This is a genomic window from Mesorhizobium sp. 1M-11, assembly GCF_001303895.1.
GTDB lineage: Bacteria > Pseudomonadota > Alphaproteobacteria > Rhizobiales > Rhizobiaceae > Mesorhizobium.
Genome location: NZ_LJSD01000040.1, coordinates 24,669 through 39,833, shown reverse-complemented (window position 1 = coordinate 39,833; position 15,165 = coordinate 24,669). Strand labels below are relative to the sequence as shown.

The window sequence follows — 15,165 nt, the reverse complement described above, 5'->3', positions numbered from 1 at the left end:
CTTCCCTGCTAGCGCAGGAGCGGTGCAACGGCATTTTCGACAAGACGCACGAGGCTGAGCGCAGTCATTTCGGACGATTTGGGGTTGGTGACCAGCGGTTCGTTTTCGAGTGTCAGATCGAGCCTGCCGAAGGCACCGGAGGCCTCGACCCGATGAGCATTGCGGCGCGCTGCCGGATCGGCCACGAGCACCACACGGGTTCTGTCGAGACCGATGCCCGACAACGCTGAAATCACCGCTACATTGGCATTCTGTGGGAAACGGCCGGCAGCTTCACGCGCGCTGCCGTCGAAGAACGGTGAGGCAACCGCAAGCGCCTCCAGGTCGAGCATGGTTTCGGCCGGCGTTCCGCGCCAGGCGCGAGGCGGCTTGACGATGGTATGGACAACCTCATCCAGCGGCAGAATGCTGGCAGCTGACAGCGCACCGAGATCGCCCAGGGCGCCCGAAGGAACAACGATGCGGCTGCCTGTCTCCTTTGCCACGGAGACGAACCGCTCAAGCAGCGCGTCGTCACAGAACGCGCTGGTCGATGAGACGACGAAGCTGGCCGCATTGCGCAGTGCCGCCTCGCCCCAGACCGCGACGGCGTCGCGACCGGCTGCCTCGATCACCATGTCGAGACCGAGCCCGGCCAGTTCGGCTGGCTCGGAGATCAGCCGCACGCCAATTGGGAGATCGCCACGATGACGATGCTGGTCGCGCACGGCCACAACAATGATGTTGACGCCTTGCGGATGACGTTCTGCGAGCAACGCGCCAACGCCCTGGGCAATCGCACCCCAGCCAATAAAACACAAATTGAGGCGTCGCCGGTCAGAGCCCGACATAACCGTGCACCAGTTCGGCGTCACGCGTCAGATCCTGGCTGCTGCCGGACCAGACCGTGCGGCCTTTTTCGAGGATGTAGTGGCGATCGGCCAGCCGCTTGAGGACATGCAGGTTCTTGTCGATCAGCAGGATCGATTGTCCTTCCGCCTTCAAGGCTTCGATGCATCCCCATATCTCGGCACGGATCACCGGTGCCAGCCCTTCCGTTGCCTCGTCGAGAATGAGCAGTTTTGGATTGGTCATCAGCGCGCGACCGACAACCAGCATCTGCTGCTCGCCGCCCGACAAGGTGCCGGCAGCCTGGCTGGCCCGCTCGCGCAGGCGCGGAAACAGCGTGTAGATGCGCTCCAGCGTCCACGGGTTCTTGCGCCCGAGCCGGTTGGCCGCCGTTGCGACGAGGTTCTCGCGAACCGTCAGCGTCGGGAAGGTGTGACGCCCTTCGGGCACCAACCCGACACCAAGCCGCGCCACCCTTTCCGGTGCGGCGCCCAGCACGTTTTGGCCGCTGAAATGCAGTTCGCCCGACAGCGGCTTCACCAGCCCCATGATGGATTTGACGGTTGTGGTCTTGCCCATGCCGTTGCGGCCGAGGAGTGTGACGACCTCGCCGTCGTTGATCTCCAGCGCTACGTCGAACAGAACCTGGCTCGGTCCATAGGCTGACTGCAGCTTTGCAACCTTCAGCACAGCTCGTCCCCCTCTCCCAGATAGGCCGTGCGCACTTCCGGGTTCTGCCGGATCTCGTCGACGCTGCCGCTTGCGATGACACGTCCGTAGACGAGGACCGATATCCGATCCGCAAGCGCGAAAACGGCATCCATGTCGTGCTCGACGAGAAGCATCGAGACCTGGTTCTTCAGCCCACGCAGGGTTTCGATCATCTGCTGGCTTTCGACATGGCCGAGACCGGCCATCGGCTCATCGAGCAACAGGAGCCGGGGCTGTGTTGCCAGCGCTATGGTCAGCTCCAGCTGTTTCTGCTCGCCATGCGACAGATTGGCGACCAGCTCGTTCGCGCGCGGCTCCAGGCCGGTGCCGGTCAGTAAGGTGGAGGCCTCGTCCCGCAACGAGTGATCGGCGCGGACGTTTTTCCAGAAGCGGAAGGAGTGTCCCTGTCGCACCTGCACCGCCAGCGCGACATTGTCGATCACGGTGTAGTCGGGAAGCAGGCAGGTGATCTGGAATGTGCGGGCGAGGCCAAGACCAACGCGCTGCGCGGTGGGCAAGGCGTCCAGCGACTGCCCCGCGAGTTCGACGGTCCCCTCGTTGGGCTTCAACTCACCCATAAGTTGGGAAATCAGCGTGGTCTTGCCAGCGCCGTTCGGCCCGATCAGCGCGTGGATTTCACCCGGCTGGACCGTCAGGTCGACATGGTCGGTCGCAAGCAATCCGCCGAAGCGTTTTACCAGTCCGCGAACGTTGAGGATGGGCTGGGTCATCAGCGCTTCCCATTAGAGCGCCGCGCGTCCTTTCGGACGCGCAAAGGACGCTCTAACACTTTGAATCTGCGCATCGTGCTTTCCGAAAATCGATTCCGATTTTCGGGCCGATGCGCTAGCCGCAGGACGAGAGCCTGCACGCCGCCATGCGTATAGAGCACCACGAACAGCAGGATGAAGCCGAGGGCCAGCTGCCAGTTCTCCGTCCACGAGGCCAGGGTGGTTTCCAGGACGATGAAGACCGCGGCGCCGATCAACGGGCCGAACAAGGTGCCAACTCCGCCGAGGATGACCATGACCATCAGCTCGCCCGATTTGGTCCAGTGCATCATGTCCGGGCTGGCGAAACGCAGGAAATTGGCCATCAACGCCCCAGCAAGCCCGCAGCCCATGCCGGAAATGATGAACGCCATCAACCTGTAGCGATAGGCCGGCAGGCCGATCGCCGCCATGCGCTTCTCGCTCTGGCGCAGGCCGACCAGCACATTGCCGAAGCGCGAATTCACGATGCGCCACAGCAGCGCGAAGAACGCCGCCGTTATGACCAGGCAGACATAGTAGACCGTGTGCTTGTCTCGCATGTTCAGGCCCGGCAATTCGTTGGTGCGGCGAATGATCAGCCCGTCGTCGCCGCCATAGGTCTTCAGCGATACGAACAGGAAGAACAGCATTTGCGCGAAAGCCAGCGTGATCATGATGAACTGCACGCCGCCGGTGCGCAGCGACAACGCACCGATTGCCGCCGCCGCAAGCCCGGAGATCAGGATCGCCGCCGGCAGCGTGATCAGCATCTGGTTCGTGCCGGGAATGAAGCCGAAGAGAGGCTCCTCGAGCGAGTAGTGCTGGTAGAGGATGCCGACGACATAGCCGCCGATGCCGAAGAAAGCGGCGTGACCGAAGCTGACCAGCCCGCCATAGCCGAGCACCAGATTGAGGCTGGCGGCAGCGATGCCGTAGATCAGGATGCGCGTCGCAAGCGAGGTCAGTGCCGAATAGCCTGTCGCGTCCGCGATCGTCGGCAAGGCGATCAGCACGATGAGGACGGCTGCAAGCAGTGCCGGGCGCTTGAAGGAAGTTTCGCTGTTCACAATCAAGCCCAATCAGGAATTGCGGATGAACAGGCCCTTGGGCCGGATCAACAGGACAATGGCCATCAAGAGATAGATGCCCATGGAGGAGATGCCCGCACCCAGGGCATCGGCTTCCGGACCGACCATCACTTGCCGCAGCAGCCCTGGCAGATAGGCGCGCAGGCCGGTATCGACGATGCCGAGGATCAGGCTGGCGAAGAAGGCGCCACGGATGGAGCCGACACCGCCGATCACCACGACCACGAAGGTCGTGATCAGGATCTGCTCGCCCATGCCGATCTGCACGGCCAGGATCGGCCCAGCCATGAAACCGGCGAGCCCGGCGAGCAAGGCGCCGAGGCCGAACACCAGCGTGTAGAGCAGCCGCACGTCGACGCCGAGTGCCCGCACCATCTCGCGATTCGTGGAGCCCGCTCGCACCAGCATGCCGATGCGCGTGCGATTGATCAGCAGGTAGAGGCCGAACGCGACCAACAGCCCGACCAGGATGATGGTGAGCCGATAGATCGGATAAGAAAGGCCCGGCAGCAACTCGACCGATCCGTCCAGAATGGACGGCATCTGGACGAATAGCGGCTGGCGGCCGAACAGCATGGTGACCGCCTGATTGAAGATCAGGATAAGGCCGAAGGTGGCAAGAACCTGGTCAAGATGATCGCGCCCGTAAAGCCGGCGCACGACCAGGAACTCGATCACTACGCCGGCAAGTGCTGCTGCCGCGAGCGCTGCAGGAATGCCCAGCCAGAACGAGCCGGTTTCCGTCGCGACGAACGTGCCGGCATAGGCGCCAATCATGTAGATGGAGCCATGCGCCAGGTTGATGACGCCCATGATGCCGAAGATCAGGGTCAGGCCTGCGGCCATCAGGAACAGCATCACGCCGAACTGCACACCGTTCAGCAATTGTTCGAGGAAGAGCGTCATACGCGGTCACTTCGGGCAAACAGGAAAACGTGGAGAGACGGCTCAGACCGCCTCTCCTCTCAATTCGGCAGCGGCGCGACTACATCTTGCAGTCGGCCGAATAGGCGTCGCCGTGATCCTTGAACACCTCTCCGACGGTCTTGATGACCGGCTTGCCGTCGGCACCCTTCTCGACCTTCAATGCATACCAGTCCTGGATCGGATGCTGGTTTGGACCGAAGGCGAACTTGCCGCGCACCGACTGGAAATCGGCCTTGCGCAAGGCATCGCGGAAGGAGTCGTCCAGCTTACCGCCGGATGCCTTGAGCGCCGAGGCGATCAGCTGGCCGGTGTCGTAGCCCTGGCTGGAATAGTAGGTGGCCGGACGATTGTAGGCCTTGTTCCAAGCTTCCATGAACTTCTTGTTGGCCGGATTGTCGAAGTCGGTGTTCCAGTGCGCCGAAACATTGACGCCGACTGCCGCTTCGCCGACTGCCGCAAGCGTCACGCCATCCATCGATGGCTCGGCCAGCACCATCGGGATCTCCTTGCCGAGGCCTGCCTGCTCATACTGGCGAAGGAATGTGATGCCGAGACCGCCCGGGTGAAACTGGAACACGACATCCGGCTTAGCCGCACGGATCTGCGCCATCTCGGCGGCAAAATCGGTCTGGTCGAGGCGGGTGTAGACCTCACCGGCGATCTCGCCCTTGAAGAAGCGCTTGAAGCCGGCGAGAGCGTCCTTGCCGGCCTGGTAGTTCGGCGCCAGGATGAACGCCTTCTTGTAGCCGAGATTGGTGGCGAGCTGGCCGGCGCTCTCATGCAGGCTGTCATTCTGCCACGAGACGACGAAGTAGTTTTCGCTGCATTCCTTGCCGGCAAGATTGGACGGACCGGCATTGGGGCTGATGTAGAAAGCTTCGTTGTCGACGATGTCCGGCACGGTTGCGCCGGCCACGTTGGAGAAGACGATGCCGGTGAAGAGCTTCACGCCGCTTTCACTTAAGAAGCGCTCAGCGATCTGCTTGCCCTGCCCCGGTTTCAAGCCGTCATCCTCGACCAGCAATTCGACCGGGACGCCACCCAGCTTGTTGTCTTCCATGGCAAGCTTGAAACCGTCGCGGACGTCCTGGCCGAGATAACCGGCCGGGCCGGACAGTGTCGTGATCATGCCGATCTTGACCGGATCCTCTGCCCACGCCGCAAATGTTGTGGCCAGAAGCGCCGAGGCGGCAAGCAGTGTCTTTCGCGTAAGCATTCATTCTCCTCCGTTTGTCGCCGTCTCGGCGTTTTTCTTGGCCGGCAGGTTAGACAGGACCTACTCCCATGTGAATAGGCCCTGATGTTTCATCCCCGTCAGAGCTTCACCCAGCCTTCAGGCGGCGTCTTGCCAGGATGCATCGAACCGCAATTCGGACAGGTGCGCGCTTTCTCGTCGGCATAAAAGGCCTGGTAGATCGGCGGCAGATCTCGCACGATGCTCTTCAGCGAGACCTCGACCCGCTTGACCAGTGCGTTGCACTCGAAGCAATACCATTCGAAGGCATCGAGAAGACCATCGTTTCGCTTCGGCTCGACGACAAGCCCGATCGATCCCTCCTGCGGACGCTGCGGCGAGTGGCGCACATGCGGCGGCAACAGGAATATCTCGCCTTCGCGGATCGGCACGTCGTAGAAATTGCCGTTGTCGACGACCTTGAGCATCATGTCGCCCTTGAGCTGGTAGAAAAACTCTTCGACCGGATCGTCGTGATAGTCGGTGCGCTTGTTCGGGCCGCCCACGACCGTCACCATGAGGTCGGCATCCTCCCAGATCTGCTGGTTGCCGACCGGAGGCTTGAGAAGATGGGCGTGCTCGTCGATCCATTTCGAGAAGCTGAAGGCAGACAGGCGTCTGGTCATGGTCATTCCTCCCACTAATGGCGCTGCCGCGCCGGTTCCAATCAATCGGTCTTCAGGCCACACGCTTCGAAGGCGACGCGGGTTGCCCGTTTCTCTTCCTCGGTGAGTTCGAGCAGCGGCGGACGAACCCGCCCACCGCTCTGGCCAAGCAGGTCCTGCCAGTATTTCTGATGCGAATGCGGCTTCTCCGCCGGCCGGGTGTTCTTCAGTGCGGCGCGAACCGGATCCAGGCTGTCGCGTATCGCACGCGCCTTTTCGACCTCGCCGGCAAAGGCAAGGTCGGTGTACTGGCGCATCCGCGTGTCGTTTCTGGTCTGGATGAGATAGGGCGGCGAGGAACAGAGATAGAGCCGCCAGCCGAGTTCGACGATGTTGTCCAGCCACTCTTCCTCCGAAGCGGTGCTGACCAGGATCCTGTCGCCGGCAAGGCGGGTCAGATCCTTGTACATCGGGCGGGGCACGCTGTATTTGATGGCGACGACATTCTCGATATCGGCCAGTCGGTTGCACAGCTGCGGGCTCATCAGATAGCCGCTGTCGGGGTGGCTCCACAACGCGATGCCGATATCCACCTTGTCGGCGATGGTGCGATAATAGTTGAGCAGCGTTTCGTCCTGCTCCTTGAAGAAATGCAGCACCGGCGCGTGCACGACGATGTAGTCCGCTCCGACCTTCTGGGCATGTTTTGCCAGTTCGATCACCACGTCCATATTCTGATCAGAGCAGGACATGATGGTCTGGGCACGCCCGGCACAGGCGTCGACCGCCAGTTCGAAGCTGCGTTTGCGTTCATCGAGCGACATCGAGAAGAACTCGCCCTGCTTGCCGGCGATGAAGAAGCCATCGATCTTCAGGTCGTCGATCCAGTGATCGACATTGCGGCGAAAACCGTCCTCGTCGACCGACAGATCATCCTTGAAAGGCATCAGCGCCGCGGCCCAGATGCCTTTCATCGTCGCCCGCGAATGGGCTTTGGCGGTCTTCTTGTCGTATTTCATCGGCTTGTGACCCTTCAGATCGCCATGCGGTGCGAGACGGTTTTCACCACCATGTAGTGCATGATGCCCTCGGCCCCGCCCTCGCGACCGAAGCCGCTCTCCTTGATACCGCCGAACGGCGTTTCAGCGACTGAAGCCTCGAGCGTGTTGATGGAGACGTTGCCGGCTTCCAGATCGTCGGTGATCTGGTCGACATTGGCGGCCGAATTGGTGAAGGCATAAGCGGCGAGACCGAAGGGCACGCCATTCGCCTTCTCGATTGCGTCTTGCAGGGACGGCACCGGATTGATCACCGCCAGCGGCCCAAACGGCTCCTCGCGCATTACCCGGGCATTGGCAGGCACGTCCGCGAGAACAGTCGGCGGATAAAAATAGCCGCGATTACCCGGACGCTCCCCGCCAATCAGGAGTTTCGCGCCTTTTGACACCGCATCGGCCACCAGCGCCTCCAGGGCTTCGACGCGACGATGGTTCGCCACCGGCCCCATTTCCGTGCCTTCGTCGAGACCATTTCCGGTCTTCACCTGGCGGGCACGCTCGACGAACGCATCCGTGAAAGGCTTGTAGATCTTCTCATGAACGAAGAAGCGTGTCGGAGAGGTGCAGACCTGACCGGCATTGCGCACCTTGCGGATGGCCGACGCGATGCCTGCCTTCACCGGGTCGGCATCATCGCAGACGATGACGGGAGCATGGCCGCCAAGCTCCATCAAAGCAGGTTTCACATATTGCGCGGCGAGGCCGGTCAACCGCTTTCCAACCGCGGTCGAACCGGTGAAAGCGATCAGCCGCACCTGCTCGTGCGGGATGAGGTATTCTGAGATCTGCGCGGGCACACCGAAGACGAGATTGAGCACACCTGCTGGAAGACCGGCATCGTGGAAGGCACGGGCGATGTGGAGACACCCCGCAGGTGTCTCTTCCGATGCCTTGATGATGATCGAACAGCCGGCGGCAAGCGCGCCGGCAATCTTGCGGGCCGGCTGGCTGAGCGGAAAGTTCCAGGGCGAAAACGCTGCCACCGTACCGATCGGCTGATGATGCACGACGTAGCGGATACCTGGCTCGCTCGGAATGACCCGCCCATAGGTGCGCTGCGCCTCGCCAGCATCCCACTCGAAGAACTCCGCGCCACGGATGACTTCAAGACGTGCCTGCTGAAACGGCTTGCCGTGTTCGCGGGTGATATCGAGCGCGATTTCGTCGATGCGCTCGCGCAAGAGCGAGGCGGTCTTGCGGAGAATCTCCGCACGGCGCGCCGGTGATGTTCTGCGCCAGACGGCAAAGCCGCGCTCGGCCGCCTCGAGTGCCGCGTCGAGGTCGTTCGTCGACGCCACCGGCACCGCGCCGATCACACTTTCATCGGCTGGATTGATGACCGGCAATGTCTCTGCCGTCTTGCGCCAGGCGCCTCCGATATAGAGCTGAAGATCGGGGTAGTTCGACATAGGGGCGTCTCAGCTCCGTACTGGCATGAATTCCCAAAAGCGTCGCACAGCCTCGGCTCGCGACGTCCTCAACGCCAAGATCAATGGATTTCGATATATCGACAAGATGGATTTATCTGATAAATTAATACTGATTTCCATATGAATGGATTTCTACCGACCGACGTGGTCACCAGCATCAAAAACGTCTCCGCATGAAGATCACCATCAAGCAGATCCAGCAGTTCCTGGCGGTCGCTGAACTCGGCAATTTCTCGCGCGCATCGAAACGCCTGGGTACCGCGCAGCCTGCGCTCTCGCAGGCAATCCGCGATCTTGAGGACGAGTTGTCGGTGCGCCTGTTCGACCGCACCACCCGCCGCGTCGAGCTGACCGATGCCGGCCGGGAGTTCCAGAATTCCACAACGAAGGTGATGGAAGAGCTGGAGCATGCGGTGGAGGGCGTTCACATGCTGGCGGAGCGAAGACGCGGGCGCTTGCGCATCGCAGCACCACCCCTGCTGGCTTCCGTCGTGCTGCCGCAGGCGATCGCCGAGTTCCAGCAGAGCTATCCGGGTATCGCCGTACAGCTTGCCGATGTCGGCACCGAGCAGATCGTCGAAGCCGTGCGCAGCGGCAAGGCCGACTGCGGGCTCGGAACCTTCTCACCCGCCGAGGAAGGTATCGAGCGCGTCGCCCTGGTGCGCGACAGCCTGATGTTGTTCTGCGATGATCGCTCCCCTTTCGCGCATGCAGCCACCGCCAGATGGCGCGATCTTGCGGATCAGCCGCTGATCACGCTGACGCGCGACAGTGGCATTCGCCTGCTGGTCGAGGTCGGCTTCGAAACAAGCGAGATACCGTTGAAACCCGCCTTCGAGGTGAGCCAGGTGACGACCGCCTTGGCACTCGTCGAAGCAGGATTGGGTGTGGCCGTACTACCGGCCTACGCCTTGGCGGCGGCACGCCACCGCAAGGTGGCCGGCAAGCCGCTTGTCGATCCCAACATCGCGCGCGAGGTGGCCATGATCCACGCGACCGGGCGATCCGTCACGCCGGCCACACAGGCATTCGTCGCGGTCGTCAGGCGCTATGCGCAACGCCTCATCCCACGCGAGAACAATTAACGAGGCTACAGGTCGCCATTGATCAGGCGCAGCAACGCCTTGGAGAGCATTGCTTGGCTGTCCTCCAAATCAAGAACCACATCAAAATGGTTGCGGTTGTCGATTTCCATCAGCGTGGAAGGAAAACCCGCTTCCCGCCACAGCCGGTGATATTCCGCCGACTGGCGTTTGAACCCGTCAGGCTCGCCTGCCGCATAGGCCGTCACGATGGGGCAGCCGACGCGCGGCAGGTTCTCGGCGGGGCTCAACTGCATGACCGACTGATCGTCGAGCTTGATCCAGTCTTGTACGAACGATCTTGAAATCGGCGCCAGATGGAACAGGCCGCTGATCGGCATGGCTCCCTTGATGACATCCTCCGGCACGTCGAAGGCCCCGTGCCAGCCGCCGGACAGAACCGCTCCCGTCAGATGGCCGCCGGCGGAACTGCCGCCGACGAAGAGGCGATTGGGATCGATGCCGTAGCGGGATCCGCTGTGCCACAGGAAGCAGATGGCTGCTCGCACTTCCCGCACGATCTCGGTCAGATCGACCTCGGGTGCCAGCCTGTAGTCCACCACGGCCGTGGCAATGCCGTGTCTTGCCAGCATCGCGGCCATGAAGGCGGAATCGTGCTTTGAAAGCATCCGCCAATAACCGCCATGGATGAAAACGAAAACCGGTCGCGGCTCCGCACCGATGCCGTAGATATCGAGAGTTTGGCCGCTTTCAGCATCGTAGACGACGTCCAGATGCGAGGCGATGTCCTTCACCGCCTCCGATCGGCTTCGATAGTTCCGCATCTCCGCCTCGAACACCTCGGACGAAACCGAAGCACGGGCACTGTAGTCGCGATCCAGGGTCTCACGCGGCCAATCGGCCTCGGCGGCTAGTCCGGTCATGCGAGGCAGCTCCTAGCCAACAAAAGCCCGAATGGTCTCGGCGACCACCTTGGGCTGTTCGAGCGTTGGGAAGTGGGTGCGGCCGGGCAACTTGTTCGGCTTGTACCAGCCATGTCCGGCGGCGAAATCGAGTTGCGCCTGCGCATATTCCGGCTCGAACGGTTGCGAATAGATATGCGTGATCGGCCGGTGTTCCGCCATCGCCGCCATGCGCTGCATCGGATTGCCCCATTTGCGATAGGCCCTTGCGATCTCGCGGCCGGAGCGGGCCCACATCTCGAAGCTGTATTTGGCCATCTCTTCATTGACGTGGTCGATGATGTCCCGGTTCTCGGTGTCACCGATCCAGTAGTTGAAGAAATCGCCGCGGCCATTCTCCCAGTTGGTGCGGTCCTGGATGTGATCGATCATCGAGAAGAAAGCGTCGTTAGGCGTCGTCTGGATCCAGTCGACGACGACGGAGCGCGGCACGCGCGCGGTACCCAGGCGATCGGTCACTTCCATGTTGGCCCAGCCACCATGCGAGGTAGAAACCGGCACCACCTTCTCGACCTTCATCCGGTCGAGAAAGGCGATGACATCGGAAGCCTGGTCATCGGTGACGAAATCGCCGTCATGATCGCGATGCAGGCCATGGCCGCGCCAATCCAGCCTGATGACGCGGTGGCTGCGCGCGAGTTCCGGCGCCAGGGTCTTGAACAGACGATGGTCCTGGCACCAGCCCGACAGAAGCAGGAGAACATCCCCCTCTCCTGCTTCGTCGTAGGACAGCGTGTTGGCTCCGATCTGGATGGACTGCATGTAAGGAACTCCGAAAAAGCGAGACGAAGGGCCAAGGACCCTTCGATGAAAGCGATCAGGCGAAGGCTTCGGTGGCCGTCGGGATATGGCGCGCCGTTTTCATGCGCTCCGCGCCGATCTCGGCGGATTTGCCGGTGATCTTCAGAACCTGTGAGCGAACGTCGTCGGGCCAGAAATTCATGTCGCCCAGCCTTTCGGCCGTGTCCTGGGTGTGCTCGGTCAGCGGACGTTCGCGCTCCTCCCATTCTGCGAGGGCCGCCACGACGTCAGGAGCGTCGGTCACGGCTGCCGCGAGTGCCAGGCCATTCATCAGCGCGCATCCGCCACCCTGTCCGAGGTAAGGCGGCATCGCATGGGCGGCGTCGCCCAGGATCGCGACCCGTCCCTTGCTCCATTGCTTGAGTTTCACGACCTCGAAGGCATCCCAGCGGCCAGCGTCGCCGAAGCGTGAAACCAGCTTGGCGAGATGCGGGAAGGACAGCGTCCACAATTTGCGGTCGGCCGGCACCTTGAGAGCTTCCGCGTCATCGGCAGCGCAGCACAAGGCGACGTAGAGGTCGGAAGCACTGGCCGGCGTATAGAGAATGCGGCGCGAACCGGTGAAATATTCGATGTAGCGGTCGCGATCCTCGGGCGGAACATCGTTGTCGTCGCGCGGGATCAGCATCCGGATCGCGCCATAACCGAGATGCTTGCGATACATCATCAGATCGAGCGAATCCCGCACGGTTGAATTGATGCCATCGGCGCCGACCACCAGATCGGCCTTGCGTCGGCCTCCACCTTCGAGCAGCAGTTCGCCTGCCGGCGTGGCGCCAATGGCTGCCGAGCCGGTCAGGATCTCGACGCCGGCTTTAAGGCAGGTGTCGACCAGTGTGTTGATCAGCTGCTCACGCAGGATGGTGATGAGCCGCGCATCGCTCGGCCCGTTGATGGGGATTTCCTCCATCGTCGTGTCGTTGTGGTCGCGGGTATGGAACTGCGGGCCGATATGTGCGCCAACAGTTGCCTGTTCATAGGCGCCGATCGCCTTGAGCACGCGCAGCCCGTTGCTCCAGATATAGATGCCGGCGCCAAAGGTACGCAGGTTCGGGGCGCGTTCGTGCACCGTCACCGACCAACCACGCTGCGCCAGCGCCGCTGCTGCGGTCAGCCCGCCAATTCCCGCGCCTGCGATCTCGGCACGGCGCCCGGCGCCTGTTCGCTGCATCATCCCGGATTTCCTCCCACCGGTGCTGATCGCACCTGTCTTGACCTGGCCCCGCCGCAAGCAGCCGCGCCAATATCTCCCCATCGGCGAAAGCTTGCGCCCGGCCGGTTCATGACAAATTTCCAGTGATCGGCAATTCACACAAATGAATTCTGTGGAATTTTCTATGACACTTTGGAATATCAGAGGCGAACCAGCCAACGAACCGGCAATGCGCTCATGAAACTTGTCACCAGCCGCCTCACCATCCGCCATTTGAGAATGGTCGTGGCCATCGTCGAGGAAGGCAATCTGGTGCGTGCTGCGAAACGGCTTAACATGACGCAGTCCGCCGTCACCAAGGCGCTTCAGGAAGTGGAAGCCCTGACCAAGGCCCGCCTATTCGACCGCAACAACCGCGGCGTGGTACCGACCATGTTCGGGGAAACGCTTGCCGAACATGCCCGCCTGGTCATCACCCAGCTTGCGCACGCGGAAGAGCATCTCGCCGATCTGCGCGACGGCACCGGCGGGCGTGTTGCCATCGGCACGCTTTTGTCGGCAGCAGCCGAACTGTTGCCGACGGCCATCGCCCGGCTGCGCAAGGATCGCCCGAAACTGGTGGTGAAGATCGTCGAAGGCACCAACGACGTTCTGATCCCGGCGCTGCGTGCCGGTGAACTGGACATGGTGGTCGGGCGGCTGTCGGAGCTCCGCGACAGGCTCAACGTCGTGCAGGAAGTCCTGATGGACGACATCGCCTGCGTCGTCGCGCGCCGCGGTCATCCCCTGGCCGACCGCCGTGACCTGGGCCTTGCCGACCTCATCGGCTGGGAGTGGATCCTGCCGCCGCAGGAAACCAGCCTGAGACGGCAGATAGACATTGCCTTCCGCGAGGAAGGTCTGGAACCGCCGGTTCATGCCGTCGACTCCGTCTCCCTGCTCACCAACCGCGCCCTGCTCGTCGACGCCGATTATCTTGGCGTCTTTCCGGCCCAGGTCGCCCGCAGGGAAGCGGCCGCCGGCGCGATCACCATCCTGCCCGTCACGCTGCGCGCAACCGCCATACCGATCGGGATCACCACCCGCACCAACGCAAGGCTCTCCCCCGCTGCCGAACTGCTTGCGGAAACGCTCAGGAGAACGGCTGTCGATCTGACGGCCTGACCCTCAGCCACGAAATCCTGGCTATTCCCAGCTTTCATAACTGGGAGATGAGTTTTCCATTTACCGCAAGACCGATTGGCCCAAGCTGGGCCGTGCAGACGACCTGCCGGTAACGGCGGGACGACTACACGCAAGGGCAAGGCGCACAACCGCGACCCGGGATCGCGGAAGCCATCCCTGCATTTGAGAGAACAAACGGGAGGGACTTCTATGTCTTGCAAAGGAATATTGGCAGCCGCCACCTTGGCGCTGCTGGCGGGTACGGCTCATGCCGCCGATCCGCTCAAGATCGGCATGATCACCACGCTTTCAGGACCGGCAGGTTATCTGGGCCAGGACATCCGCGACGGCTTCCAGCTGGCGATCGACCAGAACAAGGGCGAGCTCGGCGGCGCGCCGGTGGAACTGGTGGTCGAGGACGACAGCCTGAAGCCCGGCAACGCCCGGCAGATTGCCGACAAGATGCTTTCCGAACAAGGTATCAAGGTCTTCACCGGCATGGTCTTCGCGAACGTCGCTTTCGCCGCTGTTCCTGAGATCCTCGACAATGATGCGCTCTATGTCAGCGCCAACACGGCATCGGCGACATTTGCCGGCAAGGATTGCCACCCCAACTACTTCGTCAGCTCCTGGCAGGACGACAGCCAGGGCGAAAGCGCCGGTGCCCTTGCCCAGTCGCTCGGCTACAAGAAGGCATTCCTGATCGCGCCGAACTACCAGGCCGGCAAGGAAACCATGGGCGCCTTCAAGCGCTTCTACAAAGGCGAGGTCGTGGGCGAAACCTACACCAGCCTCGACCAGACCGATTTCGCCGGCGAGATGGCGCAGATCCGCGCCGCGAAGCCGGACGTTGTCTACGAATTCGAGCCCGGCGGGCTCGGCATCGCATTCATGCGCCAATATCAGCAATCCGGCCTGCTCAAGGAAATCCCGATGGTGGTGCACCCGGCTTCGCTCGACCAGGTCATCGTTCAGGCCGTCGGAGATGCCGCCTCCGGCGTCAAGGTGACCAGCCATTGGAACGACGATTTCGACAATCCCGTCAACAAGGCATTCGTCGCGGCCTGGCGGGCAAAATACGGCGATCGTCCGATCACTTATTATGCGGCCCAGGGCTATGACGCGGCCCTCCTGATCGGTGCTGGTCTCGAGAAGGATCCTGCCGGTGCCAGCGACATCGAAGCGCTGCGGAAAGGCTTGCTTAGCGCGGAGATCCCTTCCGTGCGTGGCTCCTTCAAATTCGGCCCCAACCAGCATCCGGTCCAGGATTGGTATTCGCTGAAGGCCGAGAAAGGCGCCGACGGCAAGATGGTCCTGAAGACCGATAGCAAGGTGCTGACAGCACACAGCGACAGCTACGCCGCTGACTGCAAGATGCCTGCCGAATAACAGGCGTATCAGCCTCGCCT

At 62.0% G+C, this 15,165-nt stretch carries 15 protein-coding genes; 3 read left to right on the top strand and 12 right to left on the bottom strand.

Features of this window, described 5'->3' with window-relative positions; all coding sequences use genetic code 11:
• Positions 1-8 precede the first annotated feature (8 nt).
• The 9 genes from AO692_RS17715 to AO692_RS17675 all read right to left on the bottom strand — a co-directional run bounded on the left by AO692_RS17715 (position 9) and on the right by AO692_RS17675 (position 8,612).
• The gene (locus tag AO692_RS17715) at positions 9-830 is read right to left on the bottom strand and encodes an aspartate dehydrogenase (RefSeq protein WP_054311382.1); all 822 of its coding nucleotides are present in this window, start codon (positions 828-830) and stop codon (positions 9-11) included.
• Positions 817-1,518, bottom strand: a complete 702-nt coding sequence (locus tag AO692_RS17710; RefSeq protein WP_054311381.1) for an ABC transporter ATP-binding protein — start codon at positions 1,516-1,518, stop codon at positions 817-819. Before AO692_RS17710 ends, AO692_RS17715 begins: the two co-directional genes overlap by 14 nt.
• On the bottom strand, positions 1,512-2,270 hold the full coding sequence (locus tag AO692_RS17705) for an ABC transporter ATP-binding protein (RefSeq protein ID WP_054311380.1): 759 nt from the start codon (positions 2,268-2,270) through the stop codon (positions 1,512-1,514). The genes AO692_RS17710 and AO692_RS17705 overlap by 7 nt, the downstream gene beginning before the upstream one ends.
• Positions 2,270-3,358, bottom strand: coding sequence for a branched-chain amino acid ABC transporter permease (locus AO692_RS17700; RefSeq protein WP_200911752.1), 1,089 nt, complete (start codon positions 3,356-3,358; stop codon positions 2,270-2,272). Before AO692_RS17700 ends, AO692_RS17705 begins: the two co-directional genes overlap by 1 nt.
• 12 nt (positions 3,359-3,370) lie before the next feature.
• The gene (locus AO692_RS17695; protein WP_054311379.1) at positions 3,371-4,285 is read right to left on the bottom strand and encodes a branched-chain amino acid ABC transporter permease; all 915 of its coding nucleotides are present in this window, start codon (positions 4,283-4,285) and stop codon (positions 3,371-3,373) included.
• 79 nt (positions 4,286-4,364) lie between these two features.
• Complete coding sequence (locus tag AO692_RS17690; protein WP_054311378.1) at positions 4,365-5,522, bottom strand: ABC transporter substrate-binding protein; 1,158 nt, start codon at positions 5,520-5,522, stop codon at positions 4,365-4,367.
• 98 nt (positions 5,523-5,620) lie between these two features.
• Entirely contained in the window at positions 5,621-6,166 is a 546-nt protein-coding gene (locus tag AO692_RS17685; protein WP_054311412.1) for a 3-hydroxyanthranilate 3,4-dioxygenase, read from the bottom strand.
• 41 nt (positions 6,167-6,207) lie between these two features.
• Positions 6,208-7,164, bottom strand: a complete 957-nt coding sequence (locus tag AO692_RS17680) for a dihydrodipicolinate synthase family protein (protein ID WP_054311377.1) — start codon at positions 7,162-7,164, stop codon at positions 6,208-6,210.
• A 14-nt stretch (positions 7,165-7,178) separates the two neighbouring features.
• Positions 7,179-8,612, bottom strand: coding sequence for an NAD-dependent succinate-semialdehyde dehydrogenase (locus AO692_RS17675; RefSeq protein ID WP_054311376.1), 1,434 nt, complete (start codon positions 8,610-8,612; stop codon positions 7,179-7,181).
• Between the two features lie 194 nt (positions 8,613-8,806).
• Here AO692_RS17675 and AO692_RS17670 point away from each other — a divergent pair, with 194 nt between their 5' ends.
• The gene (locus AO692_RS17670; protein WP_054311375.1) at positions 8,807-9,718 is read left to right on the top strand and encodes a LysR family transcriptional regulator; all 912 of its coding nucleotides are present in this window, start codon (positions 8,807-8,809) and stop codon (positions 9,716-9,718) included.
• Between the two features lie 5 nt (positions 9,719-9,723).
• Here the strand turns inward: AO692_RS17670 and AO692_RS17665 are convergent, their stop codons facing one another.
• From AO692_RS17665 to AO692_RS17655, 3 genes are read right to left on the bottom strand one after another with little or no spacing between them, the layout of a single operon-like run.
• Positions 9,724-10,599 (bottom strand): alpha/beta hydrolase, encoded by an 876-nt coding sequence (locus AO692_RS17665; RefSeq protein WP_054311374.1) that lies wholly within the window; start codon positions 10,597-10,599, stop codon positions 9,724-9,726.
• Positions 10,600-10,611: 12 nt separating this feature from the next.
• Positions 10,612-11,400 (bottom strand): alpha/beta hydrolase, encoded by a 789-nt coding sequence (locus tag AO692_RS17660; RefSeq protein ID WP_054311373.1) that lies wholly within the window; start codon positions 11,398-11,400, stop codon positions 10,612-10,614.
• A 55-nt stretch (positions 11,401-11,455) separates the two neighbouring features.
• On the bottom strand, positions 11,456-12,613 hold the full coding sequence (locus AO692_RS17655; protein ID WP_054311372.1) for an NAD(P)/FAD-dependent oxidoreductase: 1,158 nt from the start codon (positions 12,611-12,613) through the stop codon (positions 11,456-11,458).
• 216 nt (positions 12,614-12,829) lie between these two features.
• Between AO692_RS17655 and AO692_RS17650 the strand changes: the two genes are divergently transcribed.
• Together AO692_RS17650 and AO692_RS17645 are read left to right on the top strand one after the other, a co-directional pair.
• Entirely contained in the window at positions 12,830-13,756 is a 927-nt protein-coding gene (locus AO692_RS17650) for a LysR family transcriptional regulator (RefSeq protein ID WP_054311371.1), read from the top strand.
• A gap of 210 nt (positions 13,757-13,966) precedes the next feature.
• The gene (locus AO692_RS17645) at positions 13,967-15,145 is read left to right on the top strand and encodes an ABC transporter substrate-binding protein (protein ID WP_054311370.1); all 1,179 of its coding nucleotides are present in this window, start codon (positions 13,967-13,969) and stop codon (positions 15,143-15,145) included.
• The last annotated feature ends 20 nt before the right edge of the window (positions 15,146-15,165 follow it).

Excerpts from the sequence above, each read along its gene's own strand:
- AO692_RS17715 (WP_054311382.1), bottom strand. The coding sequence starts at position 830 with ATGTCGGGCTCTGACCGGCGACGCCTCAATTTGTGTTTTATTGGCTGG.
- AO692_RS17705 (WP_054311380.1), bottom strand. The coding sequence starts at position 2,270 with ATGACCCAGCCCATCCTCAACGTTCGCGGACTGGTAAAACGCTTCGGC.
- AO692_RS17695 (WP_054311379.1), bottom strand. The coding sequence starts at position 4,285 with ATGACGCTCTTCCTCGAACAATTGCTGAACGGTGTGCAGTTCGGCGTG.
- AO692_RS17690 (WP_054311378.1), bottom strand. The coding sequence starts at position 5,522 with ATGCTTACGCGAAAGACACTGCTTGCCGCCTCGGCGCTTCTGGCCACA.
- AO692_RS17685 (WP_054311412.1), bottom strand. The coding sequence starts at position 6,166 with ATGACCAGACGCCTGTCTGCCTTCAGCTTCTCGAAATGGATCGACGAG.
- AO692_RS17680 (WP_054311377.1), bottom strand. The coding sequence starts at position 7,164 with ATGAAATACGACAAGAAGACCGCCAAAGCCCATTCGCGGGCGACGATG.
- AO692_RS17675 (WP_054311376.1), bottom strand. The coding sequence starts at position 8,612 with ATGTCGAACTACCCCGATCTTCAGCTCTATATCGGAGGCGCCTGGCGC.
- AO692_RS17670 (WP_054311375.1), top strand. The coding sequence starts at position 8,807 with ATGAAGATCACCATCAAGCAGATCCAGCAGTTCCTGGCGGTCGCTGAA.
- AO692_RS17665 (WP_054311374.1), bottom strand. The coding sequence starts at position 10,599 with ATGACCGGACTAGCCGCCGAGGCCGATTGGCCGCGTGAGACCCTGGAT.
- AO692_RS17660 (WP_054311373.1), bottom strand. The coding sequence starts at position 11,400 with ATGCAGTCCATCCAGATCGGAGCCAACACGCTGTCCTACGACGAAGCA.
- AO692_RS17655 (WP_054311372.1), bottom strand. The coding sequence starts at position 12,613 with ATGATGCAGCGAACAGGCGCCGGGCGCCGTGCCGAGATCGCAGGCGCG.
- AO692_RS17650 (WP_054311371.1), top strand. The coding sequence starts at position 12,830 with ATGAAACTTGTCACCAGCCGCCTCACCATCCGCCATTTGAGAATGGTC.
- AO692_RS17645 (WP_054311370.1), top strand. The coding sequence starts at position 13,967 with ATGTCTTGCAAAGGAATATTGGCAGCCGCCACCTTGGCGCTGCTGGCG.